This is a genomic window from Pseudomonas sp. IT-P2 (assembly GCF_949767575.1).
GTDB lineage: Bacteria > Pseudomonadota > Gammaproteobacteria > Pseudomonadales > Pseudomonadaceae > Aquipseudomonas > Aquipseudomonas pharyngis.
This window is the reverse complement of record NZ_CATKQA010000003.1, coordinates 83,649-108,404: the sequence shown is the minus strand read 5'-3', so window position 1 is coordinate 108,404 and position 24,756 is coordinate 83,649. Positions and strand designations below refer to the sequence as shown.

Here is a 24,756-nt window from a genome sequence, read left to right as displayed (position 1 = left end):
CGAGCCTGCTCGCGATGGCAATATTTCAGCCCCCTCAATCCGGCTGAAACGGCGATTCACTCAAAATCACCCCGGTCTCCTCCACATACCGCTGCCAATGCTCGATCAGCGCTTCAAGCCTTTGCGGCTGACTCGACGCCAGGTCATGAATCTCCCCCGGATCACTGCCCAGATCGTAAAGCTGCCAGGTCGCCGGCCCCACCGGCCCGGGAATCCACACCGCCTTCCACTGACCCTGCCGAATCGCCCGGCGCCCGAACAATTCCCAGCCGGTAACGGTGTGTTCGTCATGCACCTGCGCTGTCTCGCCGGACAAAAAGCCCAGCCACGATTTCCCGCGCAACGGCGCCACCGGTTTGCCGTGCCATTGCTTGCCCGGATGGCGCACGCCGGCCAGATCGAGGATGGTCGGCGTGATGTCCATCACCGTGCCGAAACCATGGCTGATCTGTCCCTTCAGCGGCAGTTGCGGATAATGCAGCAGCGCCGGAACGCGAATTCCGCCCTCGGTGGTGAACGCCTTGAACAGGCGTGACGGCGCGGTCGCCACCTGCGCCCAGTTCGGCCCGTACCAGACATAGGAATTGGCGCGGCCGATGTTGTCGAGGCTGTTGTCGTAATGCTGGCTCAGATACGTCATCAGCTCCGGGCCGAATTTCGGAAAGGCTTCCAGCAGCGCACCTTCGGCACCGTTGTCGGACATGAACAGGATGAAGGTGTTGTCGAGCTGGCCCTGCTGACGCAGGTAGTCGACGACGCGGCCGATGTTCCAGTCCATGCGCTCGACCATCGCGGCGTAGACTTCCATCGCCCGGGCGGAAATGCGTTTTTGTTCATCGCTCAGCGCGTCCCATTGCGCGGTCAGCTGGATCAGCGGATGCGGTTCGACATCCGGCTCGATCAGCCCCAGCGACTTGAGTTTTTCCAGACGCTCGAGGCGCAAGACTTCGGGGCCCGCGTCGTAGCGGCCACGGTATTTTTCGACGATGTCGGCGGGCGCCTGCAACGGCCAGTGCGGTGCGGAAAACGGCAGGTAGGCGAAGAACGGCCGGCTCTGATCGCGCTCCTTGAGGTACTGCAACAGCTTGTCGCCGAAGGCGTCGGAGGAATAGAAATCCTTGGGCAATTCGTCAATGAACGTGTCGTCTTCGATGTACAGCGCCGGGGTGGATTTCAGCAGGCCGGGCGTGTGTTCATCGTAGGTGGGTTCGAATCCGTAGTGGTTCGCCGCGCCGGGTAGCAGCGAGAACGAACGCTCGAAGCCTCGGGCGTGGGGCGCCAGTTCGGCGGTCAGGCCCAGGTGCCATTTGCCGCTCATCAAGGTCTGGTAACCCGCTTCGCGCAGCAACTCCGGCAACGCGACGACCCGATCGTTGAGGTAACCCTCGTAGCCTGGTTTGCCGATCAGCTCCGGGGTCAGTGCTTCGGCCATGGTGCCGATGCCGGCGATGTGGTGATCGGTGCCGGTGAGCAGCATCGAGCGGGTCGGCGAACAGGTCGGTGCGGTGTGAAAGTCGGTCAGGCGCAGGCCGTTATTGGCCAGGGCATCGAGGTTCGGCGTGGCGATTTCGCCGCCGAACGCGCCGATGTCAGAGAAGCCGAGATCATCGGCCAGGATCACCAGAAAGTTGGGACGTTGCGGCATCAACAGGCTCCTGTTCAGCAGGCAATGAACGACAGCGGCAGATCGCGGATCTGCACCGGTGCGCTCGGTTGGTAATGATCGTCACTGGTCAGCTCGTGCAGCAGTTCTTCGCGCAGCTGATGGAAGTCGAAACTGCTGCGCTGGCGCGGATGGGGCAGGGCGATGTCCACCACCTGTTTGATCCGGCCGGGGCGCGGTTCCATCACCACCACGCGGTCGGCGAGGAAGATCGCTTCCTCGACATCGTGGGTGACCAGAATCGTGGTGATCTTTGCCCGCTCGCGAATCGCCAGCAATTCGTCCTGCATCTGCTGGCGGGTGAGCGCGTCGAGGGCGCCGAAGGGTTCGTCGAGCAGCAGGATCCGTGGGCTTGCCACCAGCCCGCGAGCAATCGCCACGCGCTGGGCCATGCCGCCGGAGAGTTGATGCGGGTAGGCGCGGGTGAAGTCGCGCAGACCCACAAGCTCGATGAAATCATTGATGCGTTGCTGCTTCTCGGAGGCAGCCAGCGGCTCGTTGACCAGGCCCAGGCCAATGTTGTCCGCCACCGTCAGCCACGGGAACAAACGGTGTTCCTGAAACACGATGCCGCGCTCGCCGCCGATACCGCTGACGGCTTTGCCGTCGACGCTGATCTGCCCGCGAAACTGCGTATCGAGGCCCACCAGCAAACGCAGCAAGGTGGATTTGCCGCAGCCGCTGGAGCCGACGATGGCGACGAATTCGCCCTCGGCGATGTCGAGGTTGAATTCGCGAATCGCCTCCAGTTCGAAACCGTCGACGTCAAAAGATTTGCCTACATGGTTGAAGCTGACAATCGGTGCGTTCATGCGTGTCTCCAGCGGGTGGCGCGGATTTCCAGGCGTTGGCCAATGAGGTTGAGCAGGGCGCCGGTGAGTCCGACCAGCAGCATCCCGGCCATGATCAGGTCCATGCGCAGCAGTTGTTGGGCTCCGATCATCTGGCTACCGATGCCGCCGTTGGACGGCATGAAATATTCGGCGCCGATGGTGCCGAGCCAGGCGTAGATCAGGCTCAGGCGCAGACCGGCGAAAATCCCCGGCGCGGCGCCCGGCAGGACCAGTCGCCGAAGGCGTTGAGCGAGGCTCAGGCGCAGCACCTGCGCGGCTTCGTTGAGTTGTGGCGAGAGGTTGGCGACGCTGCGTTGAGTTGCGACAAACAACGGAAAGAAAGCGGCGAGGGCGACGAACACCCATTTCGCGAGTTCGCCCAGACCGAACCACGCGGTGAGCAGCGGCACCCAGGCGAAAATCGCGATCTGGCGCAGGGCGGCGAAGGTCGGGCCGAGTACGCGTTCGCTGGTGCGCGACAGACCCAGCAATAAACCCAGCCCGAGGCCGAGGCCGCCGCCAATCAACAGGCCACCAAGTGTGCGGCCCAGGCTCAGGGCCATGCCGGAGATCAACGTGCCGTCGAGCAATCCGTTTTTCGTCGCCTCAAGCACCACCCACGGGCTGACCAGAATGTTGGCATCGATCCATTGCTGATCGACCGCCAGTTGCCACAATGCAAACAGCGCCAGCGGCAGCAGCCACGGCTGCACGCGTTGCCAGCCTTCGTAGCGCGGGCCGCGACGAATCTCCGCCGCGGCTGGGTGCGGCCAGTGCACCAGTTTCCTGTCCAGCAGACCGATGCCGCGATCCATCGCCACGCCGATCAGGCCGATCACTACGATGCACACGAAGACAATGTCGAGCATGAACAACTGACGCGCCCAGACCATCAGGTAACCGATGCCTTCGCTGGAGGCCAGCAGCTCGACGGCGAGCAACGAAGTCCAGCCAGCGGCCAGTGCCAGGCGTACGCCGGCCATGAACGCTGGCAGCGCGGCGGGCAGCACCAGTCGGCGGATCAACAGTCGTGGAGGCAAACGTAAAACAGCGGCGGCTTCGCGCAGCTTGGGTTGCGCATCGCGCACGCCGACCAGCGTATGCAAGGTCACCGGAACCACGATGGCCTTGACCAGCACCACCAGTTTCAGCGTTTCGCCGATGCCGAAAAACACCATGAACAACGGAATCCACGCCAGCGTCGGCACCTGGGCCAGGCCGGCGAACGTCGGGAAGATCAGACGTTCGAGGCGACGGCTGAAGCCCAGCGCCGCACCGAGCACTGCGCCGGCGCTAACACCCGCCAGCAGTCCCCAGAACAACCGTTGCAGGCTGATCCACAAGTGACTCCACAATTCGCCCTGGGACAGCTCGATCGCGCTGCTCCACACCAGTGACGGCGCGGGCAGGATCTGTTCGCTCATCCATTGATTGCGCGCCGCCAGCCACCACAGGGCGAACAGGGAGAGGGGCAGCAGCCACGGCAGCACACGCTGGCCAAGGCTTGGCCATGAGCGCAGTGCTTTCAGCGGTGGTGCGGGCAGCGGCAGGCTGAGCAGGGATTGTCGGGCCATGGGTGACCTCCGTTGTCGGGTTGCAGGCAGGCCTGCCTTCATGGAAGTACGGTATGCAAATTTGATATATAAAAATTCAATTCAATGCTATTGGGAGATAAGCCAGACCATTTAAGGCCTCCAGCCCATGCGCATCCAATGCATTCGGAGAATATTTTCGATGCTCTGCATGCATATCGATCTACAGGCCCTGTGCACTCTGGCTTAGCGTTTAAAGCTATAAAAATGTGCTTTTTAAGTATTTAAACGTTGATGCGGAATGTGCCTACTTTCGGCTCCTCAATGCCCGCCGTGATCAGGAGCCGCACCCATGAACCTTCCTTTCAAACGTGTCATCAGTCTGTTTGCCGCGCCGGCGCTGGCGGGGCTGCTGGCGTTCTCTGCCCAGGCCGACGAGCTCAAGGAAATCAGGATTGCCGTGCCTGATCTGAGCGCCGGTACCCAGCACAGCGGCGGGGGCATCGTGGACGTGCTGCGCGATCAGCAGATCTTCGAAAAGGCCTTCGCCGATCAAGGCATCAAGATTCAGTGGAGCTTTTTCAAGGGCGCTGGACCGGTGATCAACGAAGCGTTCGCCAATGGCCAAGTGGACCTGGCCTATCTCGGAGATCTGGCGGCCATCATCGGCAAGTCCAACGGTCTGGATACGCGTCTGCTCAGCGCCAGCGCCCGGGGCGTGAAGCAATACCTGGGCGTGGTGCCGGGTTCGGGGATCAAGACGCTGCAGGATCTCAAAGGCAAGCGCGTAGCGATCTTCCGCGGCACTGCGACCCAGTTGTCGTTCGATGCGGCGCTGGCCAGCGTGGGTTTGAGCGAGAAGGACGTGAAGGTGATCAACCTCGATTTCAACGCAGCGGTAGCGGCGCTGGCGGCGAAGCAGATCGATGCGTCGTGGGGCAGTTCCGGGCTGACCGCGTTGCAGGCCAAAGGCCTGGCCGAGTTGCCTCTGAATACCAAGGATCTCGGTGGCGCCGGCAGTGTGCAGTCGGTGCTGGTGGGAACTGGCAAGTTTGTCGATGGGCATCCGGAAGCCGTGGCAAAACTGCTCAAGGCGCAGCAGCAGGCGGTGGAGTGGTTGACGCAGGACAGCAACAAGGACGCCTATGTGCAGCTTGTGTCGGGGCTGGCGAGCTATCCGCCGGTGATCTTGACCCAGGATCTGAAGGATCAGAACCTGAGCGAAGTGTTCCCGTCGACACTGGATCCGCTGTTCCTTCAGAACCTGCAGGGCAAGGTGGATCTGGCGGCGCAGCAGAAGCTGATTCGCAAGCCGTTCAAGGTGAACGAGTGGGTCGCGCCTGAGCTGGCGGCTGCGAAGCTATGAGTCATGTGGTCATTCCCGCGCAAGGCGTGGGAATGACCCTCATACCGCGATGCTGATCGCCTGTTTATCCACCGCCACCAACGTCTCGATCATCGCCCGCGCTGCCGGTGACAGCCGGAATCCCGTGCGGCTCACGATCCCGCACCGCGCATTCATGCTCTCCAGGTTCTGCGGCAGATTGCGCCAGTGCAGCAGCGCCAGCGAGCCCTGGGCAATGTCCTCGACAAACGCCTCTTCAGTACCGACGCCGATCGCGTTGGATTGCAGCACCACTTTCACCAGCGCCGGAAAGTGCTCGGTCTCGATGGTCGGCGAAAAGTCGATCCGGCCGCTGAGATTCGCCAGCAATTTGCGAATGCCCGGCGGGATCAGCGTGGTCGCCAGCGGGTAGTCGAACATGTCGTTGGTCGACAGGCTTTCCTTGGCCAGCAGCGGATGCCCCGGCCGACAGAAAAACACCCCGCGCTTGGGCGTCAGCGGCTGGGTCTGGAAGTTCGGGTCGGACTCGAAATGGCGGATGTCGGCAATGAAGAATTCGATCTCTTCGCGGCTCAGGGCGCGGCTGAGTTTTTCCCAGTTATCCACCTGAAAACAGGTGCGCACTTTCGGGTGTGCATTGATGAATTGCGCCACCGCGTCCGGCACCAGTTTCACCGCTGGCGCCGGGCCGCAACCGAAGTGCAGTTCGCCGGCGTCGAGCTTGGTCATCTGCGTCACCTCGGCGCTGAGCAACGCCGCGCCTTGCACCAGGGTCAGGGCGTGTTGCAGCACCACCTGGCCTTCGGGCGTGGGGCGCAGATCCTTGTTGCCGCGATCCACCAGCACGCAGCCGAACTCCTGCTCCAGCCCTTGAATGCTGCGGCTGAACGCCGGTTGAGTGATGCCCATGGCGTCGGCCGCGCGGACAAAACTGCGGTGTTCGTTGAGGGCGATGAAGTAGCGCAACTGGCGAAGATCCATATGCTTTTCCGGCATCCTAAAAATAGCTCGAAGGCATTTGCGACGAGGTTGCTTGAGGTTTTAAATGCAAGCTCTTATTCCGTCAACGAAGCATGTGAATATCTATTAGATGTAAATGGAATATAGATAGAGCGTTGTTTCGCTGCCGTCCAACCGCAAGCAGTCGATGAGGGTCTACCCATGAGCAATGCCGCACTCGCTGTAAAACCCGCTGTCCACACGCTGGACATTCATCCGGTGGCCGGCCGTATCGGCGCCGAAATCCGTGGCGTGCAGCTGTCCGGTGAGCTGGATGCCGCGACGGTTGAAGCCATTCAACAGGCGCTGATCCAGTACAAGGTGGTGTTCTTCCGCGAGCAGACCCAGCTCGACGATCAACGTCAGGAAGCCTTTGCGCACCTGCTCGGCGAGCCCGTGGCGCATCCGACCGTGCCGTCCCGCGAGGGTACCCGTTACCTGCTGGAACTGGACGGCGCCGAAGGGCAGCGCGCCAACTCCTGGCACACCGACGTGACCTTCGTCGATGCCTACCCGAAAGCCTCGATCCTGCGCTCGGTGGTGGCCCCGGCGTTCGGCGGCGACACGCTGTGGGCGAACACCGCGACCGCGTACAACGAATTGCCGACCGAGTTGCGCGAGCTGGCGGACAAACTGGTGGCCGTGCACAGCAACGAATACGACTACGCCGCGGTGAAGCCGGACGTGTCGGCGGAGAAGCTCGAGCGCTATCGCAAGATCTTCACCTCGACCGTTTATGAGACTGAACATCCGGTGGTTCGTGTACACCCGATCAGCGGCGAAAAGAGCCTGCTGCTGGGGCATTTCGTCAAACGCATCAAGGGCTATTCCCAGGCCGATTCGGCGCACCTGTTCGGCTTGCTGCAGAGCCATGTGATCCGCCAGGAGAACGTCGTGCGCTGGCGCTGGAAGGCCGGTGATGTGGCGATCTGGGATAACCGTTCGACGCAGCATTATGCGATTGATGATTACGGCACTCAGGATCGTGTGGTGCGTCGGGTGACGCTGAAAGGGGAAGTGCCGGTCGGGGCGAATGGGCAGCGTAGCCAGACCATCAAAGGCGCAGAAATCGTCGGCGTTTGAATGATCGTTCCCACGCTCTGCGTGGGAATGCAGCCCGGGACGCTCCGCGTCCCAAAGCGGACGCAGAGCGTCCATTGAGGCGTTCCCACGCGGAGCGTGGGAACGATCAGCACCTCGGCGGGGGGAGCGATCACTGTCACCAAACGCCGATCTGCACCATCTTCTCGGTCTCCGGCTCCCCATAACGAAACCGCTGCCCGCGCAAATCGATCTCCTGATGACTGATCGTCGTGCGCCGCTTCAACCCGCGCACCCACTCGAACAGATGCCCCGCATGCTCCTCGCGCACCGCCGCATACGCCGGGTCCGCGCCCAGATCCTGCAGCTCCTGCGGGTCATTCAACAGATCGAAAAGCTGCGGCCGGAAGCCGTCATACGCCAGGTATTTCCAGCGCTCGCTGCGCACCATGGTCATGCGGCAACGGTCGATCGGCTGGCCCAGTCGCTCCCGTGCCGGGGCCTGGAAGGCGTAGTCGTATTCGCTGATCGCATAGCGGCGCCAGTCGGGGTTTTCACCGTGCAGCAGCGGAATCAGCGAGCGACCTTCCAGGCGATGCTCGGCGCCCGTCACGCCCAGCGCTTCGAGAAAGGTCGGCACGCCGTCGATGGTTTCCGCCAGGCGTTCGTCCACCGTGCCCCGTGTGATGTCCGCCGCCGCACGCGGGTCGCGCACGATCAATGGAACGCCCACCGCCTGCTCCAGCAAAAACTCCTTCTCACCCAGCCAGTGATCGCCCAGGAAGTCGCCGTGATCGCTGGTGAACACGATCAGCGTGTCCTCCCAGCGGCCGTTGCTTTGCAGGAAATCGAACAGCCGCCCCAACTGATCATCGACCTGTTTGACCAGGCCCATGTACGTCGGGATCACGTTCAGTCGTACCAGATCTTTGGAGAAATTCAGGCTTTCCTCATGCTGGCGAAAGGCCTGATAGACCGGGTGGTCGCTTGGAGAGGCATTACGTACCGGTTCGAGAATCGATTTCGTACTGTACAAAGTGTGGTACGGCGCCGGTACGATGTAGGGCCAGTGGGGTTTGATATAGGACAGGTGTAAAAACCACGGTTTTTCACCTTGCTCACCGATGAAGTCGATGGCTCGATTTGTAGTGTAGACAGTCTCTGAATGTTGCTCGGGAATTCGCGCCGGCAAATGGGCATTGCGCATTTTCCAGCCGCTGAGGATTTCGCCGTTGTCCCCTTCGGCCGCGTTGGCCCAGTCATGCCAGGGGTTACGCCCTTCGAAACCCTGCGCGCGCAGGTAGTGGGTGTATGGCGCGGATTCGCGTTTGTCATCGAACAGCGGGTCGTCGGGAAAGATGCCGTCGTGACGAAAGTACGGCTCGAAGCCGACTTCGTTCAGCACTTCGGCCTGGGCGCTTTCAGGGTTGATCGCCAGCCGCTGCAAGGCATCCACGTTGGCCGTGGCGTGGGTCTTGCCGACCAGCGCGGTACGAATACCGTGGGGGCGCAGGTAGTCGCCGATGGTCAACTCTTCCAGCGGCAGCGGCACGGCGTTCCACGCCACTTGGTGGCTGCTGACATAGCGCCCGGTGTAGGCCGACATCCGCGACGGTCCGCAAATCGTGCCTTGGGTGTAGGCACGGCTAAAGCGCACGCCGGCCGCAGCCAGGCGATCGATGTTTGGCGTGTGCAGGTGCGGGTGGCCGTAGCAGGACAGGTAATCGCGGCGCAGTTGATCGCACATGATGTACAGCACGTTGCGCACGGGGTTTTGCGGGTTGGACATGGGGTTCACCAGTCAGGAAGACAGGCGAGGTTTTTCGCTTTCGGCGAGGGTGTTCGGCAAGTGCATTCGGGGAATGCTTGCCATGCATGAAACGCATGGGCTCAGACGGCGAGGTTCGCCAGTGAACACACTTCTTCATCCACCGCATCAATCGCCTTGATCTGCTCGATCATCGCCTCGGCCAACGGTGACAACCGATATCCGGCGCGGCTGACGATTCCATAACGGGTGTAAAGCTCCTCCAGATCATCCGCCAACCCTTCGACCTTCAAGCACACCAGCTCACCCCGGGCTTGATGCAGTGCATCCGAATAGGCACCGACGATGCCGATCGCATCGGAGCGCAGCACCACGCCGAGCAGGCTGGCGCTGTTCTCGCACTCCACGTTCGGAACGAAATCCGGGCGACCACTGAGGTCGACGATGACCTTGCGCAGATTCGGCGGACGAATGCTCACGGCCAGTGGATAACTCATCAATTGCTCGGCCGTGACCCGATCCGATGCGGCCAGCGGATGCCCGGCGCGGCAGCAGAAATGCCATTTGCGCGGTCGCAACCGGTGGGTCAGATAATCCGGATCTGCCTCGAAGTGCCGAGTATCGGCAACGAAGAATTCGAACTCCTCGCTCAGCAGTCTTTTGCTCAGGCTCTGCCAGTCATCGACCAGGTAATGCACCCGCGCTTTCGGGTAGCGGCCGATGAAGCTGCCGATCGCTCGCGGGATTAATCCCGCCGCCGGCGCCGGGCCGCAACCGAAGCGTAACTCTCCGGCCTCCAGCCCGTTGAACTGGCTGATCTCATTGGCCATCTGCTGCGCACCGCTGACCAGCCGCCGCGCATGTTCAAGCAGCACCTGGCCCTGTTTGGTCGGCGGTAATTCCTTGCGTCCGCGATCCACCAACTGGCAACCGACGCTGTGCTCCAGCGCCTGAATGCTGCGGCTGAACGCCGACTGCGACAGGTTCACCGCCTGCGCGCCGGCGACGAAGCTGCGTTGTTCGGCAAGGGCGATGAAGTGTCTGAGCTGGCGCAAGTCGATATGCATTTTTCACATAAAAAATATCCGGGAAATGCATTGGATATGCATTAGGTCGACTCCTTATAAAGGCAATCTCTTATGCAGTAAATCTTTGTAAAAACATAAATAAATAACTTAAAAGAATATGCGGCACGGAAGATGTCTGCGTGTTTTTTGACCAGGAGCAGTCCCATGAGTCCGTTGAACCTCGCTTCACCGCCGCCGCCACGACGGCTCAAACGCCTGCCTCTGGCCCTGTTGCTGGCGGGGAGTGCCAGTTGGACCCACGGCTACGCCGCTGAGACAGAAACTCCCGCGCCGGCACCGACTGGCAAGACCGCGACCGCCACTTCGCAACTGGAAACCGTGACCGTTACCACCCGCCGTCGCGAAGAAAGTTCTCAGGACGTGCCGACGCCCATGAGCGTGGTCAGCGGCCAGACTCTGGAGACGCAGCGGGTCTACCGGATTCAGGATCTGCAGCAACTGGTGCCCAGCGTCAACGTCGCCTACATGCATGCGCGCCAGTCCAGCGTGTCGATCCGGGGCCTGGGCAACAACCCGGCCAGCGATGGTCTGGAAGGCAGCGTCGGGCTGTACATCGACAACGTTTATCTGGGTCGCCCGGGGATGGCGGTGTTTGACCTGATGGACATCGAACAACTCGAAGTCCTGCGCGGGCCGCAGGGGACGTTGTTCGGCAAGAACACCACCGCCGGCGTGATCAACATCAGCACCCGCGCGCCGAGTTTTACCCCGGAGCGCAGCATCGAGACGTCGGTCGGCGAGGACGGCTATTTCCAGACCAAGGGCACGCTTTCCGGGCCGCTCAACGATGTGCTGGCCGGGCGTTTGTCGGCCTATCGCACCCGCAGCGATGGCGACATCAAGAACGAATTCAACGGCCATGATCTGAACGGCGGCTCCCGCGACGGCTTCCGTGCGCAGTTGCTGTTCAAGCCCAACGAAAACTTCAATCTGCGCTGGATCGGTGACTACAACGAAGAGGATTCCAGCGCCGGCACCCGGGTGCTGTACAACACCGGGCCGACCATCAATGGCGTCAATCTCTACTCGGCCCGCGCCGCCGCTGCCGGCGCGACACTGGTCAACGGCTCGCACCGCAAGGTCAATCTGGACAACGACCAGCACGTCACCGTGCATCAGGGCGGCACATCGGTGGAGGCCAACTGGACCCTGCCGAGCGACTTCACCCTGACCTCGGTCAGCTCCTACCGCTTCTGGAATTTCACCCCGCGCAACGACGATGGCCTCAATGTGCCGGCCACCTACAACGCCGGGGTGTCGGTGGAGGACAAACAGTATTCCCAGGAATTTCGTCTGGCGTCGCCCAAGGGCGAGTTCTTCGATTACGTCCTCGGCGCTTATTACTTCGGCTCGGATCTGGACAACAAATCCTTCGCCTATTACGGCCCGCAGGCAGACATCTGGAACGGCACGCCACGGGGCGCGCTGGCCAACGTCAACAGCGTCGGCCGTGGCCACATAAAGACCGACAGCTTCGCGCTGTTCGCCCAAGGCACCTGGCACCTGACCCCGCGACTGGATTTCACCGCCGGGGTGCGTGGCACCTATGAAGAGAAGAACGCCTGGGTCAATCGTGACGCGCCGGTCGGTGGCGCCGCTGTCACGGGTGCCGCAGCCACTGCGCGACGCGGTCGCACCGGTGCCTACGATTCCGGCGACCTGAATCAGTACAGCTCCAGCCCGTCCGGATTGCTCAACCTCAGCTATCGCTTCACCGATGACCTGCTCGGCTACGCCACTTTGTCTCACGGCGAAAAATCCGGTGGGGTCAACCTTGTGGTCGGCTCGGCCCCGACCGCTGGCGCCGACTCGCTGCTGATCGGCACCGAGCGCGCCAACAACGCTGAACTCGGCTTCAAGAGCACGCTGTGGGATCGGCGTTTGCAGCTCAACGCCAACGTGTTCTGGACTCAGGTCAACGCTTACCAGACCAACGCCTACGACGACGTCAACCGTGTGCAATACCTGACCAACGCCGGCTCGGTGCGCTCGCGCGGGGTGGAATTCGAAAGCACCTTGATCCCGCTGCGCGGCCTGACGCTGAACTTCAACGGCTCGTACAACGACGTCAGCTATCTCTCCTACAAGGACGCGCCGTGCCCGCCTGAAGTCAGCCAGGCACCGGGTGCTCCGGCCTCTTGCGACCTCAGCGGCCATCAGGTGGTCGGCGCCTCGAAATGGATCGGCAATGCCAACGGCAAGTACGAATGGAATCTGGATAACGGTCTGCAACCTTACGTCACCGGCAGCTACGCGTTCCGCTCCAAAGCGGTGGGCACGGTCGAAGATTCCGACTACGGCCAGATCCCGAGTTACGCGGTGGTCAATCTCTCCACCGGCCTGCGCGGCGATTTCAATCAGGGTCAGTGGGACGTCTCGCTGTGGCTGAAAAACGCCTTCGACAAAACCTACTACACGACCCTGTGGACCGGCGGCAACGGCGGCTATGAAGGCCTGCTCGGTACGCCGCGCACCCTCGGCGTCACCGGTCGCTACGACTTCTGATCGATCCTTCAAGGAGCTGCATCATGTTGCGCATCAAAACCGCTTTACCGGTGTTGTTGTCCGGCGCAGTGCTCAGTGCCGGGGCGCTCGCCGCGCCGAGCGTTTATCCCACCGGCGTCACCCGATACGACCCGGCCAAGGCCTTCAATCAGTATGTGATCTTCAGCGGTGCCGACAAGCAGACGCACCTGATCGACATGAACGGCAACGAGGTGAAGAACTGGCCGCAGTCGGGTTTCCCGTCGGCGATCATCGACCCGCAACTGGTCGGTGGCGAGCGTGGCCATGTGTTGTTGCAACTGAGCGAAAAGGATCCGGGCAAGCTCGGTTCCGCTGGCAATGGCCTCGGCAATCAGAGCGTCGGCGAGCTGGACTGGAATGGCAAAGTCGTCTGGCAGTGGGGCGACAAGGCCCCCGGTGGGGCGGCGCAACAGCATCACGATCAGCGTCGCCTGAGCAACGGCAACACCGTGGTGCTGGCGAACAAGGTGCACAAGGTCAAAGGCTTCAAGGTGCCCGAGGTGATCGACGATGTGATCTATGAAGTCAGCCCCGCCGGCGAGGTGAAATGGCAGTGGCTGGCGTCGGATCACTTGAACGAATTCGGCTTCACCGCCGAGCAGTTGAAGCTGGTTCGCGCCAGTGAAAATCCGGATTACCTGCACATCAACAACCTCAGCCTGGTCGGGCCGAACAAGTGGTTCGATGCCGGCGACAAGCGCTTCAATCCGGACAACCTGCTGATCGATTCGCGCAACGCGAACTTCATCGCGATCATCGACAAACACAGCGGCAAGGTGGTCTGGCGCCTGGGGCCGAATCTGCCGTTGGCCAATCCGAAAACCGCGCAGAAAATTCCGCGCCCGGTAGACCAGTTCGTCGGTCAGCATGACGCGCACATCATCCCCGCCGGACTGCCCGGCGCGGGCAATCTGCTGGTGTTCGACAACCAGGGTTCGGCGGGTTACCCGAACGTCACGCTGGGGCTGATTTCCGGTTCGCGGGTGCTGGAGATCGACCCGGTGAAAAATGAAATCGTCTGGCAGTACAGCGCCGCCAATTCAAAGCAGCCGGGGTGGGCGTTTTACAGCTCGTTCATCAGCAGCGCGCGGCGCTTGCCCAACGGCAATACGCTGATCGATGAAGGCATGAACGGGCGGTTTTTCCAGGTGACGGCCAGTGGTGAAAACGTCTGGGAATACGTCAGCCCTTATTTGGGCAAGGCACCGGGCAGCGACGCGATCAGCAACTGGGTCTATCGGGCCCTTCCTGTGAGTTATGACTGGGTGCCGGCAGGAACGCCGCGTTCGGAGACGGCAGTGATTGCGCCGGCCATTGGTGTGCAACAAACCAACGCCAGTCGTTAGTTATTAAGAGTCTTCCGAATCGAAATAAGTTATGAGCGACATGAATAGTGCATATAGCAATTTCGTTGAAAAGTCGCGTGGACAATAAATGAATGTCCAACCATCCTGAGTGTCGTGAGTTTCCAGGAGGAAACTTGCTCTCATCGGAAGACACTTATCCAACGATAAAGGAAATCTCGTTATGTCGAGCATTAATGGCACTTATGTAAATGCCAACTCTGGCGCCAAGCTGGTTATCACCGACGGTAATGATTCCAATGGCAGCTTCAGCGGCACCCTCAGCCAGGGTGGCGTGAATTACGACATCCGTTACGGGAACTATCACTTCCAGAACAGTACCGGCAACCCGACCACAATCGCGGTGCTGGCTCAGAACGGAAATAGTGGTTATCAGACCTGGACGCTGTTTTCGCCTGATCACAACTACGCGAAACTCCGGGCTACCGGCTCCCGCGTGAACTTCGATGGTGAAGTTGTGAACTTGGGTGGTGAGTTTCTGAAGCAATAAGAAATTCCGTAAATCGAAGGCCGATGCATTAAAAATGCATCGGCCTTTTTGTTTGCCTTTTAAAAAGTTCGTCAACTATCACCTTGGTATTAGTTGTCACTGAATCCCGGGTCACCGATAACCCGATGCCTTGGATGAATACTTTTTATGCCGGGAAAGCATGTCGATTCCGGCGAATCGCTGGAAGCCTTGCGGGCCGTGGCTTTGGCGGAAATGACTGTTTTATATATTCCATAAACGTCTATTCATAACATGAAAGATTACTTTCGGAGATAAGCGTCTAGCCCAATGATTGACCCATCGATCACGCCGTGGGGGATTCAACAAGCGGCGAATCGGCTACGCGAAAAAACGCAAAGAGACCGCAGGGAGTAAATCAATGGGCAATGTCCAGACCGCCGCCAGCGCACAGGAGGTGCTGTGGCGCCAGGCGCCGAGCGGCGAGTTGGTCGATCTCGGCCGGCCCCATCGCGTGCCGTTGGGGCAGCTGCGTTTGCAGCGCGCGCCCAAGGGCATTCTGAGCCGCCGCGAAACGATTCTGCTCGGCGTTCTGGCGCTGGTGGTGCACGGCGCGGTGATCTACTGGATCAACCAGCATCCGACACCGGCGCTGCCGATCGTGCCGCCGGAAATTCCGCCGATGACCATCGAGTTTTCGCGCCCGGCGCCACCGGCACCACCTGTAGTTGTGCCGCCGCCACCGGCACCGGTGGTCGAGCCTCCGCCGCCGGTGGAAGACGAATTGGCAACCAAGCCGCCACCGAAGCCGAAGCCGATTGCCAAACCGAAACCGGTCGCCAAACCCGTACCGAAACCAGCGCCAAAAGCCGTCGAGCAACCACCGGCGCCGCCACAACCGGCCGCCCCGGCCGCCCCGGTCGCCGCGCCCGCGCCACCTGCACCACCAGCGCCTGCTCCGGTGACGCCGGCCTCGGCCAACGCCGCGTACCTGAAGAACCCGGCGCCGGAATATCCGTCGCTGGCCCAGCGTCGCGGTTGGGAAGGCACGGTGTTGTTGCGGGTGCACGTGTTGGCCAGCGGCAAACCGGGCGAGATCCAGATTCAGAAAAGCAGTGGCCGGCAACAACTCGACGACGCGGCGCTGGACGCCGTGAAGCGCTGGAGCTTCGTGCCGGCCAAGCAGGGTGATGTCGCCCAGGACGGCTGGGTCAGCGTACCCATCGATTTCAAGATTCATTAAACCGAAACCAATTTCGCGCTAAACGTTTACACGAGGGAACACATCATGACGTTACTGGCATCTCCACTGGAATCCATCGAAAGCGCGGTGATCTGGCTGCTGGTGGTCTTCTCTGTCGCTACCTGGGGCCTGGCATTGCTCAAGGCTGTGCAGTTCGGCCGGTTGAAGGCGCAGGACCGCAAATTTCACAAGCGCTTCTGGGCGGCGTCGAGTCTGGACTCCGCCGCCGAGTTGAGCGAAACCCAGCCCGGCGCGGCAGCGCGGGTGGCACAGGCCGGTTATGCGGCGATACAAGTGGGCGAGGCGCCGCAGGCCAATGACCTGAGCCAGGCGATCAACCATCAAGATCGCCTCGAACGTGCCTTGCGCCAGCAGATCGTCCGCGAGCGTCGTTCGCTGGAGTCCGGTCTGGCAGTGGTCGCGAGTATTGGCAGCACCTCGCCGTTCATTGGTCTGTTCGGTACGGTGTGGGGAATCATGGAAGCGTTGAAAGGCATCAGCGCGGCGGGTTCGGCGAGCCTGGAAACGGTCGCCGGTCCCATCGGTGCAGCTCTGGTCGCCACCGGTGTGGGGATCGCGGTCGCGGTGCCGGCGGTGCTGGTTTACAACTACTTTTTGCGTCGTCTGAAACTGACGGCGGCGGACCTGGACGACTTTGCCCACGACTTCTACAGCCTGGCGCAAAAGAGCTCGTTCCGCGTGCTGATCCACCCGACCGCGCACAAGGCTGCGGCCCACGGCAACGCAACAAAAGTGAAGGAGGCGTCCTGATATGGCCTTCTCCACGCAAGACAGCGACGAGGTGCTGAGCGAGATCAATGTGACGCCGCTGGTGGACGTGATGCTGGTGCTGCTGGTGGTGTTCATCGTCACCGCGCCGCTTTTGACCAACGCAATACCGATCAACCTGCCGAAGACCGAAGCAGTGGCGCCGGTCGAGCAGAAAGACCCGTTGGTGGTGAGCATCGACGGTGCGGGAAAACTGTTTATCAACAAGGACGAAATCCAGCCGGATCTGCTGGAATTCAACCTCAAATCGGCCAAGGCCAAGGACCCGGAAGTGCGCGTGCAATTGCAGGCGGACGACGGGGTGAATTACGGCGAAGTGGCGCGAGCCATGGCTTCGATTGAGCGGGCGGGCATCACCAAGCTGTCGGTGATCACTGCACGATAAGGGTTTCACGTTTTTCCGGGGCCGTCTCCTTGGCAGGGTGCGGCCCCTTTTTTTGCCCAATGCTTGATATTCTTTTCGGGTATTAATAAATAGCTTCTTATTCCTTAACGAATATAAATCCCGTCCCTATACTCGTTCAGGAACAGACACGACGCAGGAGAGCTCCCCCATGCGCAACGAATCAATCCGTTATCTGATTGTGCCGGGCTGGCAAGGATCGCCAGAAGATCATTGGCAAACCCACTGGCAGAACAGCCTGCCCAACAGCGCGCGGGTGGAGCAGGCCGACTGGCTGACGCCGCGTCGTGAAGACTGGGTCGCGGCGCTGGCCGAGGCGATTGCCGCCGACAGCTCGCCGGTGATTCTCATCGCGCACAGCCTGGGCTGCATCACCGTGGCGCACTGGGCGGCCACCGCGCCGCTGCATCACTTGCGTCAGGTGCGCGGGGCGCTGCTGGTTGCGCCGGCGGATGTCGAGCGTCCGGCCTGCGTGCCGGCGCTGCGCAATTTCGCGCCGATCCCGACCGATCTGCTGCCCTTCCCGAGCCAGGTCGTCAGCTCCGACAACGACGCCGCCGTCAGTGCGCCGCGTGCGCTGGAACTGGCGCGCAACTGGGGTGCCGAAGCGGGGATTCTCGCCGGCGCCGGCCATATCAACGTGAAGTCCGGGCATCAACGCTGGGAGCAGGGATTCGCTTATCTGTATCGCCTGCAAAACCGCATGGAACACCACGCCCGGCGCCGTGCCTGACCACTTTTATTTCAACGCCCCCGTCTCCCGGCGATTTGGGGCGGGAGTCTGCCATGAGTTTTGAAACCTTCGGCCAGCCGTTGCTGACCTTTCCCGATGCGGAAAAAAGTCCCCTGAGCATTCGCGCCAAGGCGCTGGTGTTCGTCGATCCACGCTCGCGCCAGTTGCGCGAGGAAATGGCCCAACTCGCACCGCGCTCGATTTCGGTGTTGATTCGCGGCGAGACCGGCACCGGCAAGGAATTGCTCGCCCGCCACATTCACCGTGCCAGTGATCGCAGCGGCTTGTTTGTCTCGGTCAACTGCGGCGCCATCAGCCCGACCTACGCCGATGCCGAATTGTTCGGCTACGCCGCCGGCAGCTACAGCGGATCGGCCAGCAGTCGCGCCGGCTGGTTCGGCTCGGCCAACGGCGGCACCTTGTACCTGGACGAGATCGGCGACCTGCCGCTGCCGATCCAGATCAAATTGCTTTCCGCCCTGGAAAACCACGAAGTCACCCGCGTCGGTGCGCATCAACCGAGCCCGGTGGACGTACGGCTGGTCGCCGCGACCAGCATCGATCTGGCGCAAGCAGTAGCGGCGGGGAAATTCCACGAGCGGCTTTATCACTATCTCAGCGAAGGGCATCTGGAACTGCCGGCGTTGCGTGCACGGGTCGGCGACATTCTGTCGTTGGCCGAGTACTTCCTCGGCATCTACAGCCAGCGCCTGGATCTGCCGGTGCCTTTGATCAGCGAAGCGGCGCAACAGGTGCTCGAGCAACACAGCTGGCCGGGCAACACTCGGGAGCTGGAAAACGTCATTCATTTTGCGTTGCTGGTGAGCACCGGCGACGAAATCCTGCCGGAGCACCTGAACCTGCCCGAGGTGTCTGGGCCGCAGGTTCAGATCGAGCGTCAGGTGGCGAGCGTGAGCCTCAACGGCACCGTCGACGAACGTAAGGCATTGAAAGAATTGCTGTTGAGCCTGAGCGAGGCGTTGTAACCATTTTGTTCAACATGAACAAAATGGAATATGAAGCTGAATAAACGTTATTGTCCGGGAATAAAAAATCCCGGTATTGTCCGCTTCACGCCAGCAGTAGCACATCGCTGGCACACGTATTAATGCCGTCGTCGATGACGACCGATTTTCGATAAGGACACTGCATGAAAAAGGTTCTGTTGTTTACCGCATTGGCGGCTGCTCTGACTGCTTCCCTGGCCCAGGCCGGCGAGAAACTGGTGGTTGCTGCGACGCCGGTACCGCACGCCGAGATCCTCGAACTGATCAAGCCGACCCTTGCCAAAGAAGGTGTGGATCTGGAAATCAAGGTCTTCACCGACTACGTACAGCCGAACGTACAGGTTGGCGAGAAGCGTCTGGACGCCAACTACTTCCAGACCAAGCCTTACCTGGACAGCTTCAACGCCGGCAAATACAAGGACGACAAGGCCAAGTACCTGGTGACCGTGCAAGGCGTGCACGTTGAACCGTTCGGTGGCTACTCGAGCAAGTACAAGACCCTGGCTGAACTGCCGGACGGCGCTACCATCGCCATTCCGAACGAAGGCAGCAACAGCGGTCGCGCACTGATCCTGCTGCAGAAGGCTGGCCTGATCGAGCTGAAAGATCCGAAGAATGCCCTGGCCACGCCAAAAGACATCGCCAAGAACCCGCACAACTTCAAGTTCAAGGAACTGGAGTCGGCCCTGCTGCCGCGTGTTCTGAAAGAAGTCGACCTGGACATGATCAACACCAACTACGCGCTGGAAGCCAAGTTGAACCCGACCAAGGACGCCCTGGTGATCGAAGGCGCGGATTCGCCTTACGTGAACTTCCTGGTCGCCCGTGAAGACAACAAGAACAGCGACGCCATCAAGAAACTGGCCGCTGCCCTGACCAGCCCTGAAGTCAAAGCGTTCATCGAGAAGAAGTACAACGGCGCGGTACTGCCGGCGTTCTGATCCGACGCAACAGCAACCCCCTTCAAGGTTGAAAAAAAACGCCGATGACCAGCGATGGTCATCGGCGTTTTTGTGTGTGCTTCAAAAGCCCCCTCACCCTAACCCTCTCCCGGGGGGAGAGGGGACTGATTGGGGGATGCTGTAGAGGTACGCCGACCTGATTATTCTTCACCGAATCCATAATCGGCTCGGTTTTTCAGGTCGATGTCTGTCGAAAGACAACTCTGTCGGCTCCCTCTCCCAAGGGGAGAGGGCTGGGGTGAGGGGGCTTTTCGCGTTTGATCTACGCGGTGTGTTTCAACGCTCTGCGCAAAGCCACCAGCCATTTCACGAAATCCTGCGGGTCCGGTCGCTGCGGCACTTTTACGTCCATGTTCTCTTCCTTGTTATGGGTTTGGCCGGGGGAGTCTGGCCAAAAGCTGTTCGTCCTTGGAGGGCTTTCATGAAAAAAAGATCCGTCCTACAGCGAAAGGAAAAATAGCCTTCTTATTCTGTCGGGGCAAACCCGCAGGATAGTTTTTTGCGTGATATCAATATGCTTTAACGGTATTTAAATTCTTCTTCTTATGCCTTTAAAGTCGGTGCCTGCCGGACAGTTACCCGCTGTCCATGGACTGCACCACCGTCGCTTACCGAGCGGCGTCAGGATGTTTCATGACCTTCGATTACGCATTTATCCTCAGCACCCTGCCGGCGTTTCTCAAAGCGGTGGGCGTGACGCTGCAGGTCGGTTTGATCGCCATTGGCACCTCACTGCTGGTGGCGTTGCTCAATGCGACGATTCTGGTATTCCGCACGCCTTACCTGCAAAAGCTGGTCGGCCTGTATGTGGAGCTGGCGCGCAACACACCGCTGCTGATCCAGCTGTTCTTCGTCTACTTCGCGCTGCCGGCCCTGGGGATCAAGGTTTCCGGATTCAGCGCCGCGATCATCACCATGACGTTTCTCGGCGGCGCCTACCTCACTGAAGTGCTGCGCGCCGGTGTCGATGCGGTGCCTCAGGCGCAGCTTGAATCGGGCCGCTCCATCGGTTTGTCCCACGGCCAGTTGCTGCGCTACGTGATCCTGCCGCAGGCGGGAATCCTCAGCCTGCCGTCGCTGTTCGCCAATTTCATTTTTCTGCTCAAGGAGACCACCGTGGTCTCGGCCGTGGCGGTGCCGGAAATTCTTTACACCACCAAGAGCTACATCGCGCTCTACTACAAGACCTATGAAATGCTCGCCGTGCTGACGCTGATCTGCGTGCTGCTGTTCCTGCCGCTGTCGCTGCTGTTGAGCCGTCTGGAAAGGAGGCTCCAGCATGGCCAGTTCGGGTCTTGAACTGCTCTGGGTGTCGTTGCCGCAACTGGCCAAAGGCGCCGGGCAAACCCTGTCGATCTCGTTCCTCAGTATCGCCATCAGCACCGTCGGCGGCGTGCTCTACGGCGTGCTGCGCACGCTCAACGTGACGTGGCTGAACGCGCTGCTGCGGATCTATCTGGAGCTGTTCCGGGCGATCCCGGTGCTGGTCTGGTTGTACCTGCTGTTTTTCGGCCTGCCGATTTTCTTCGGTCTGAGCCTGCCGAGCTTCTGGTGTGCGGTGTTGGTGCTGTCGCTGTGGGGCGCCAGCGAGGTTGGCGAAGTGGCGCGCGGTGCGTTGCATTCGTTGCCGCGCGGGCAGCGTGAAGCGGGGCTGTCGATCGGGCTGAACGCGGCGCAGCTCTACGGCTATGTGCTGCTGCCCCAGGCGCTGAAACGCATGACACCTCCGACCATCAACGTCTACACGCGGATCATCAAGACCAGTTCGCTGGCGGTGCTGATTGGCGTGGTGGATGTGATCAAGGTCGGTCAGCAGATCATCGAGCGCACCTACGAATCGGTGCTGATCTACGGCGCGCTGTTTCTGTTTTTCTTTTTTATCTGCTACCCGCTGTCGGCCGCCTCGCGCGTGCTGGAGCGGCGCTGGACGCAAGCATGAGCGCATTGATCGAGTTTCAGGGTTTCAACAAATTCTTCGGCGAACAGCAGGTGCTCAAGGGCATCGACCTGCAAGTGAAATCCGGCGAAGTCATCGTCATCCTCGGCCCCAGCGGCTGCGGCAAAAGCACCTTGCTGCGCTGCCTCAACGGTCTGGAAACCGCCCACAGCGGTCACCTGAAGTTCGCCGGCCGTGAATTGCTGGACAAGGCCACCGACTGGCGCGAAGTGCGTCAGCAGATCGGCATGGTGTTCCAGAGTTATCACCTGTTTCCGCACATGAGCGTGCTCGACAACCTGCTGCTCGGCCCGCTGAAAGTGCAGAAACGCGAACGCCGCGAAGCACAGCAACAAGCCGAAGCGTTGCTCGAACGCGTGGGCCTGGCGGACAAACGCGACGCCTTCCCGCGCCAGCTCTCCGGCGGCCAGCAGCAACGCATCGCCATCGTCCGCTCGTTGTGCATGAACCCGCGGGTCATGCTCTTCGACGAAGTCACCGCCGCCCTTGATCCGGAGATGGTCAAGGAAGTGCTGGAAGTGATTCAGGGCCTGGCCCGCGAAGGCATGACCCTGTTGATCGTCACCCACGAAATGGCCTTCGCCCGCGCGGTGGCCGATCGCATCGTGTTCATGGATGGCGGGCGCATCCTTGAGCAGAACCCGCCCGAGCTTTTCTTTACGAACCCGCAAACCGCACGCGCGCAGCAGTTCCTGGAGAAGTTCTCCTACGTCGAAGCGCTGACTTCAACGACTTCGCCCACAACGTCTCAAACCAAGGAACTGGAACTGCCATGAAAACTGCCAAAGCCTTATTTGCACTACCGCTGATCAGCCTCGCGCTGTTGGCCGGCTGCAACAAGACCGAAGAACCGGCCAAGCCGAAAGTCGCCAGCGAAAGCACCGCGCCGGCCGGTTACCTGGACAAGATCAAGGCCCGCGACAAACTGATCGTCGGCGTGTTCACCGACAAGCCGCCGTTCGGTTTCGTCAACGAAGGGGGGCGTTACGTCGGCTTCGATACCGATATCGGCCGTCAATTCGCCAAGGATCTGCTGGGCGATGAAAACAAGGTCGAGTTCGTGGCCGTGGAGCCGGCGAGCCGCATTCCGTTCCTGCAAAGTGACAAGGTCGACCTGATCCTCGCCAACATGACCGTGACCCCGGAGCGCAAGGAAGCGGTGGAATTCACCAACCCGAACCTGAAGGTCGCGGTGCAGGCGCTGGTGCCCCAGGGCAGCGAGGTGAAAAAACTGGATGACCTGGCGACCCGCACCACCATCGTCACCACCGGCACTACCGCCGATATCTGGCTGACCAAAAACCATCCGGACTGGAAACTGCTGAAGTTCGAGAAAAACTCCGAGTCCCTGCAAGCCCTGGCCAACGGCCGTGGCGATGCCTACGCGCAGGACAATCTGGTGCTGTTCAGCTGGGCCAAGCAGAACCCGGGCTACCGAGTGCTGGATGAAAAACTCGGTGCCGAAGCGCCGATTGCGCCGGCGGTTAAGAAGGGCAACATCGAATTGCGCGATTGGGTGAACGCGGAGTTGGCCAAGCTGGGGGAAGAGAAATACCTGCTCAAGCTGTATGACCAATATGTGCGTAAAGAACTGAGTGATGACACCAAGCCTGAGAGCGTGATTGTCGAAGGCGGGAAGTGGCAGGGTTAACTCCCTGGTAGATGATCGTTGATCGTTCCCACGCTCCGCGTGGGAATGCAGCCCGTGACGCTCCGCGTCACTGGACGCGGAGCGTCCCCAGAGGCATTCCCACGCAGAGCGTGGGAACGATCAGATACGGTGTGGGATCGAGAGTGTGAGACTAATCAGGCCAATTCCACGCCGGCTCATCCAGAACCCTCTGCCCGACGATCCCGGTCTGGCCGAGGGTTTTTTCCAGCACGATGCAATTGCATTCCGGGTCTTCCTGCAACGCCGAAATCAAGCGCCGGGCATGGGACACCACCCACACCTGACACTGCTCCGACACGCGGATGATCAAGCGCGCCAGCGCTGGCAGCAGGTCCGGATGCAGGCTGGTTTCCGGTTCGTTCAGCACCATTAGCGACGGCGGGCGTGGCGTCAGCAGCGCGGCGACCAGCAGCAGATAACGCAACGTGCCATCCGACAGTTCCGCTGCCGACAACGGCCGCAACAACCCTTCCTGAAAGAACTCGATGGCGAAGCGGCCGCCCGCCAGCGGTGCGATGTTCAGCCGCGCGCCGGGAAACGCATCGCTGATTGCCGCCTGCAGCGCCTCGGGATCGCCGATCTCGCGGATGGTCTGCAACGCCGCTGCCAGATCGCGCCCGTCGTGGTGCAGCACCGGCGTGCGCGTGCCCAGTTGCGGCTGGCGCACCGGGGCGTCGGCGTCGCTGCGAAAGTGATCGTAGAAGCGCCAGCGGCGGATGAACTCGCGCATCTGGAACACTTCCGGCGAGGTGCGCAGGCTGCCGACCTGATCGAACAGGCTGTCGAAGTTCGGCGTGTATTGCGCCAGAACATCCCAGCCACGACCTTCACGGGCTCGGATCATCGGCCCGTCGCGATCCACCAGCAGACTGGCCGGACGATAAAGCGGCCCGGCCCAGATGCATTCTTTTTTGATTTCCGGGTCGAGGGAAAAGTACGAGAGGCTTGGCTCCGGCAATCCCAGGGCGATCGAATAGCTGAAATCTTCCCCTGCAAAACCCAGGCGCAGGCGTTTCACGCCCTGGCGCACGGTGGACTGGATCGGCACCTCGCCGTTGCGCATGCGCCGACTGATGGTTTCCGGCCCGGCCCAGAAGGTCGAGTCGAGCCCGCCCTCACGGGCCAGCGCATTGACCACGCCGCCCTGAGCGGTTTCCGCCAACAGCCGCAGCGCCCGGTACAGGTTGGACTTGCCGCTGCCGTTGGGGCCGGTGATCAGGTTCAGACGGCCCAGCGGGATTACCAATTTATTGATCGAGCGGTAATTGGCCACCGCTAGGGTCTTGAGCATGAAAATCCTTCTTGAGTGCCCCGAAATCCGGGTCAGGATACTCGCTGCACAGAAATGCATATATCGCCCGGACGAAGGTTGAACCCTGTTCT

General features: G+C 60.8%; 22 protein-coding genes. 15 read left to right on the top strand and 7 right to left on the bottom strand.

Translation table 11 applies throughout. From position 1 onward, the window contains the following. Nucleotides 1-34: 34 nt before the first annotated feature. Genes ACM6JM_RS02525 through ACM6JM_RS02515 form a run of 3 tightly spaced genes read right to left on the bottom strand, consistent with a single transcriptional unit; the run spans nt 35 to nt 4,070 of the window. Complete coding sequence (locus tag ACM6JM_RS02525) at nt 35-1,645, bottom strand: arylsulfatase (RefSeq protein ID WP_414881274.1); 1,611 nt, start codon at nt 1,643-1,645, stop codon at nt 35-37. A gap of 14 nt (nt 1,646-1,659) precedes the next feature. Continuing rightward, nucleotides 1,660-2,475 (bottom strand): ABC transporter ATP-binding protein, encoded by an 816-nt coding sequence (locus ACM6JM_RS02520; protein ID WP_414881272.1) that lies wholly within the window; start codon nt 2,473-2,475, stop codon nt 1,660-1,662. Beyond that, nucleotides 2,472-4,070, bottom strand: coding sequence for an ABC transporter permease (locus tag ACM6JM_RS02515; protein WP_414881270.1), 1,599 nt, complete (start codon nt 4,068-4,070; stop codon nt 2,472-2,474). Before ACM6JM_RS02515 ends, ACM6JM_RS02520 begins: the two co-directional genes overlap by 4 nt. 310 nt (nt 4,071-4,380) lie before the next feature. Between ACM6JM_RS02515 and ACM6JM_RS02510 the strand changes: the two genes are divergently transcribed. Beyond that, complete coding sequence (locus ACM6JM_RS02510; protein ID WP_085647921.1) at nt 4,381-5,394, top strand: ABC transporter substrate-binding protein; 1,014 nt, start codon at nt 4,381-4,383, stop codon at nt 5,392-5,394. A gap of 39 nt (nt 5,395-5,433) precedes the next feature. On the opposite strand, the gene ACM6JM_RS02505 is transcribed toward ACM6JM_RS02510, so the two are convergent. Then, nucleotides 5,434-6,354, bottom strand: a complete 921-nt coding sequence (locus tag ACM6JM_RS02505; protein WP_414881268.1) for a LysR family transcriptional regulator — start codon at nt 6,352-6,354, stop codon at nt 5,434-5,436. A 180-nt stretch (nt 6,355-6,534) separates the two neighbouring features. Between ACM6JM_RS02505 and ACM6JM_RS02500 the strand changes: the two genes are divergently transcribed. Further along, nucleotides 6,535-7,455: a TauD/TfdA dioxygenase family protein gene (locus ACM6JM_RS02500; RefSeq protein WP_103385555.1), complete on the top strand. Its 921-nt coding sequence runs from the start codon at nt 6,535-6,537 to the stop codon at nt 7,453-7,455. 136 nt (nt 7,456-7,591) lie between these two features. Here the strand turns inward: ACM6JM_RS02500 and ACM6JM_RS02495 are convergent, their stop codons facing one another. Next, nucleotides 7,592-9,202: an alkaline phosphatase family protein gene (locus tag ACM6JM_RS02495; RefSeq protein ID WP_039764500.1), complete on the bottom strand. Its 1,611-nt coding sequence runs from the start codon at nt 9,200-9,202 to the stop codon at nt 7,592-7,594. Between the two features lie 101 nt (nt 9,203-9,303). Then, complete coding sequence (locus ACM6JM_RS02490; protein ID WP_210710045.1) at nt 9,304-10,248, bottom strand: LysR family transcriptional regulator; 945 nt, start codon at nt 10,246-10,248, stop codon at nt 9,304-9,306. 165 nt (nt 10,249-10,413) lie between these two features. Between ACM6JM_RS02490 and ACM6JM_RS02485 the strand changes: the two genes are divergently transcribed. The 13 genes from ACM6JM_RS02485 (at nt 10,414) to ACM6JM_RS02425 (ending at nt 23,352) form a co-directional block, all read left to right on the top strand. Continuing rightward, nucleotides 10,414-12,774: a TonB-dependent receptor gene (locus ACM6JM_RS02485; protein WP_414881265.1), complete on the top strand. Its 2,361-nt coding sequence runs from the start codon at nt 10,414-10,416 to the stop codon at nt 12,772-12,774. A gap of 23 nt (nt 12,775-12,797) precedes the next feature. After that, a complete protein-coding gene (locus ACM6JM_RS02480) occupies nt 12,798-14,141 on the top strand; it encodes an aryl-sulfate sulfotransferase (RefSeq protein ID WP_103385558.1) in 1,344 nt (447 codons plus the stop codon). A gap of 181 nt (nt 14,142-14,322) precedes the next feature. After that, nucleotides 14,323-14,649 carry a hypothetical protein gene (locus ACM6JM_RS02475; protein ID WP_039764506.1) on the top strand — a complete coding sequence of 109 codons (327 nt, stop codon included), beginning with the start codon at nt 14,323-14,325 and terminating at the stop codon, nt 14,647-14,649. Nucleotides 14,650-15,028: 379 nt separating this feature from the next. Then, on the top strand, nt 15,029-15,850 hold the full coding sequence (locus ACM6JM_RS02470; protein ID WP_039764508.1) for an energy transducer TonB: 822 nt from the start codon (nt 15,029-15,031) through the stop codon (nt 15,848-15,850). Nucleotides 15,851-15,895: 45 nt separating this feature from the next. Beyond that, nucleotides 15,896-16,621: a MotA/TolQ/ExbB proton channel family protein gene (locus ACM6JM_RS02465; RefSeq protein ID WP_414881263.1), complete on the top strand. Its 726-nt coding sequence runs from the start codon at nt 15,896-15,898 to the stop codon at nt 16,619-16,621. A gap of 1 nt (nt 16,622) precedes the next feature. Continuing rightward, on the top strand, nt 16,623-17,024 hold the full coding sequence (locus ACM6JM_RS02460; RefSeq protein WP_003220570.1) for an ExbD/TolR family protein: 402 nt from the start codon (nt 16,623-16,625) through the stop codon (nt 17,022-17,024). Between the two features lie 169 nt (nt 17,025-17,193). Continuing rightward, entirely contained in the window at nt 17,194-17,775 is a 582-nt protein-coding gene (locus ACM6JM_RS02455) for an alpha/beta hydrolase (RefSeq protein ID WP_007952774.1), read from the top strand. Between the two features lie 53 nt (nt 17,776-17,828). Then, complete coding sequence (locus tag ACM6JM_RS02450; RefSeq protein WP_039764514.1) at nt 17,829-18,761, top strand: sigma 54-interacting transcriptional regulator; 933 nt, start codon at nt 17,829-17,831, stop codon at nt 18,759-18,761. 164 nt (nt 18,762-18,925) lie between these two features. Next, on the top strand, nt 18,926-19,723 hold the full coding sequence (locus ACM6JM_RS02445) for a MetQ/NlpA family ABC transporter substrate-binding protein (protein WP_011331930.1): 798 nt from the start codon (nt 18,926-18,928) through the stop codon (nt 19,721-19,723). Between the two features lie 654 nt (nt 19,724-20,377). After that, nucleotides 20,378-21,043, top strand: coding sequence for an amino acid ABC transporter permease (locus ACM6JM_RS02440; RefSeq protein ID WP_074689410.1), 666 nt, complete (start codon nt 20,378-20,380; stop codon nt 21,041-21,043). After that, nucleotides 21,024-21,683, top strand: a complete 660-nt coding sequence (locus ACM6JM_RS02435; protein WP_007952770.1) for an amino acid ABC transporter permease — start codon at nt 21,024-21,026, stop codon at nt 21,681-21,683. The genes ACM6JM_RS02440 and ACM6JM_RS02435 overlap by 20 nt, the downstream gene beginning before the upstream one ends. After that, the gene (locus tag ACM6JM_RS02430; protein ID WP_103385561.1) at nt 21,680-22,477 is read left to right on the top strand and encodes an amino acid ABC transporter ATP-binding protein; all 798 of its coding nucleotides are present in this window, start codon (nt 21,680-21,682) and stop codon (nt 22,475-22,477) included. The genes ACM6JM_RS02435 and ACM6JM_RS02430 overlap by 4 nt, the downstream gene beginning before the upstream one ends. After that, nucleotides 22,474-23,352 (top strand): transporter substrate-binding domain-containing protein, encoded by an 879-nt coding sequence (locus tag ACM6JM_RS02425; RefSeq protein WP_085667645.1) that lies wholly within the window; start codon nt 22,474-22,476, stop codon nt 23,350-23,352. Before ACM6JM_RS02430 ends, ACM6JM_RS02425 begins: the two co-directional genes overlap by 4 nt. Nucleotides 23,353-23,503: 151 nt before the next feature. On the opposite strand, the gene ACM6JM_RS02420 is transcribed toward ACM6JM_RS02425, so the two are convergent. Beyond that, on the bottom strand, nt 23,504-24,664 hold the full coding sequence (locus ACM6JM_RS02420; protein ID WP_108559060.1) for an AAA family ATPase: 1,161 nt from the start codon (nt 24,662-24,664) through the stop codon (nt 23,504-23,506). Nucleotides 24,665-24,756 lie beyond the last annotated feature (92 nt).

Excerpts from the sequence above, each read along its gene's own strand:
- ACM6JM_RS02525 (WP_414881274.1), bottom strand. The coding sequence starts at position 1,645 with ATGCCGCAACGTCCCAACTTTCTGGTGATCCTGGCCGATGATCTCGGC.
- ACM6JM_RS02520 (WP_414881272.1), bottom strand. The coding sequence starts at position 2,475 with ATGAACGCACCGATTGTCAGCTTCAACCATGTAGGCAAATCTTTTGAC.
- ACM6JM_RS02515 (WP_414881270.1), bottom strand. The coding sequence starts at position 4,070 with ATGGCCCGACAATCCCTGCTCAGCCTGCCGCTGCCCGCACCACCGCTG.
- ACM6JM_RS02510 (WP_085647921.1), top strand. The coding sequence starts at position 4,381 with ATGAACCTTCCTTTCAAACGTGTCATCAGTCTGTTTGCCGCGCCGGCG.
- ACM6JM_RS02505 (WP_414881268.1), bottom strand. The coding sequence starts at position 6,354 with ATGGATCTTCGCCAGTTGCGCTACTTCATCGCCCTCAACGAACACCGC.
- ACM6JM_RS02500 (WP_103385555.1), top strand. The coding sequence starts at position 6,535 with ATGAGCAATGCCGCACTCGCTGTAAAACCCGCTGTCCACACGCTGGAC.
- ACM6JM_RS02495 (WP_039764500.1), bottom strand. The coding sequence starts at position 9,202 with ATGTCCAACCCGCAAAACCCCGTGCGCAACGTGCTGTACATCATGTGC.
- ACM6JM_RS02490 (WP_210710045.1), bottom strand. The coding sequence starts at position 10,248 with ATGCATATCGACTTGCGCCAGCTCAGACACTTCATCGCCCTTGCCGAA.
- ACM6JM_RS02485 (WP_414881265.1), top strand. The coding sequence starts at position 10,414 with ATGAGTCCGTTGAACCTCGCTTCACCGCCGCCGCCACGACGGCTCAAA.
- ACM6JM_RS02480 (WP_103385558.1), top strand. The coding sequence starts at position 12,798 with ATGTTGCGCATCAAAACCGCTTTACCGGTGTTGTTGTCCGGCGCAGTG.
- ACM6JM_RS02475 (WP_039764506.1), top strand. The coding sequence starts at position 14,323 with ATGTCGAGCATTAATGGCACTTATGTAAATGCCAACTCTGGCGCCAAG.
- ACM6JM_RS02470 (WP_039764508.1), top strand. The coding sequence starts at position 15,029 with ATGGGCAATGTCCAGACCGCCGCCAGCGCACAGGAGGTGCTGTGGCGC.
- ACM6JM_RS02465 (WP_414881263.1), top strand. The coding sequence starts at position 15,896 with ATGACGTTACTGGCATCTCCACTGGAATCCATCGAAAGCGCGGTGATC.
- ACM6JM_RS02460 (WP_003220570.1), top strand. The coding sequence starts at position 16,623 with ATGGCCTTCTCCACGCAAGACAGCGACGAGGTGCTGAGCGAGATCAAT.
- ACM6JM_RS02455 (WP_007952774.1), top strand. The coding sequence starts at position 17,194 with ATGCGCAACGAATCAATCCGTTATCTGATTGTGCCGGGCTGGCAAGGA.
- ACM6JM_RS02450 (WP_039764514.1), top strand. The coding sequence starts at position 17,829 with ATGAGTTTTGAAACCTTCGGCCAGCCGTTGCTGACCTTTCCCGATGCG.
- ACM6JM_RS02445 (WP_011331930.1), top strand. The coding sequence starts at position 18,926 with ATGAAAAAGGTTCTGTTGTTTACCGCATTGGCGGCTGCTCTGACTGCT.
- ACM6JM_RS02440 (WP_074689410.1), top strand. The coding sequence starts at position 20,378 with ATGACCTTCGATTACGCATTTATCCTCAGCACCCTGCCGGCGTTTCTC.
- ACM6JM_RS02435 (WP_007952770.1), top strand. The coding sequence starts at position 21,024 with ATGGCCAGTTCGGGTCTTGAACTGCTCTGGGTGTCGTTGCCGCAACTG.
- ACM6JM_RS02430 (WP_103385561.1), top strand. The coding sequence starts at position 21,680 with ATGAGCGCATTGATCGAGTTTCAGGGTTTCAACAAATTCTTCGGCGAA.
- ACM6JM_RS02425 (WP_085667645.1), top strand. The coding sequence starts at position 22,474 with ATGAAAACTGCCAAAGCCTTATTTGCACTACCGCTGATCAGCCTCGCG.
- ACM6JM_RS02420 (WP_108559060.1), bottom strand. The coding sequence starts at position 24,664 with ATGCTCAAGACCCTAGCGGTGGCCAATTACCGCTCGATCAATAAATTG.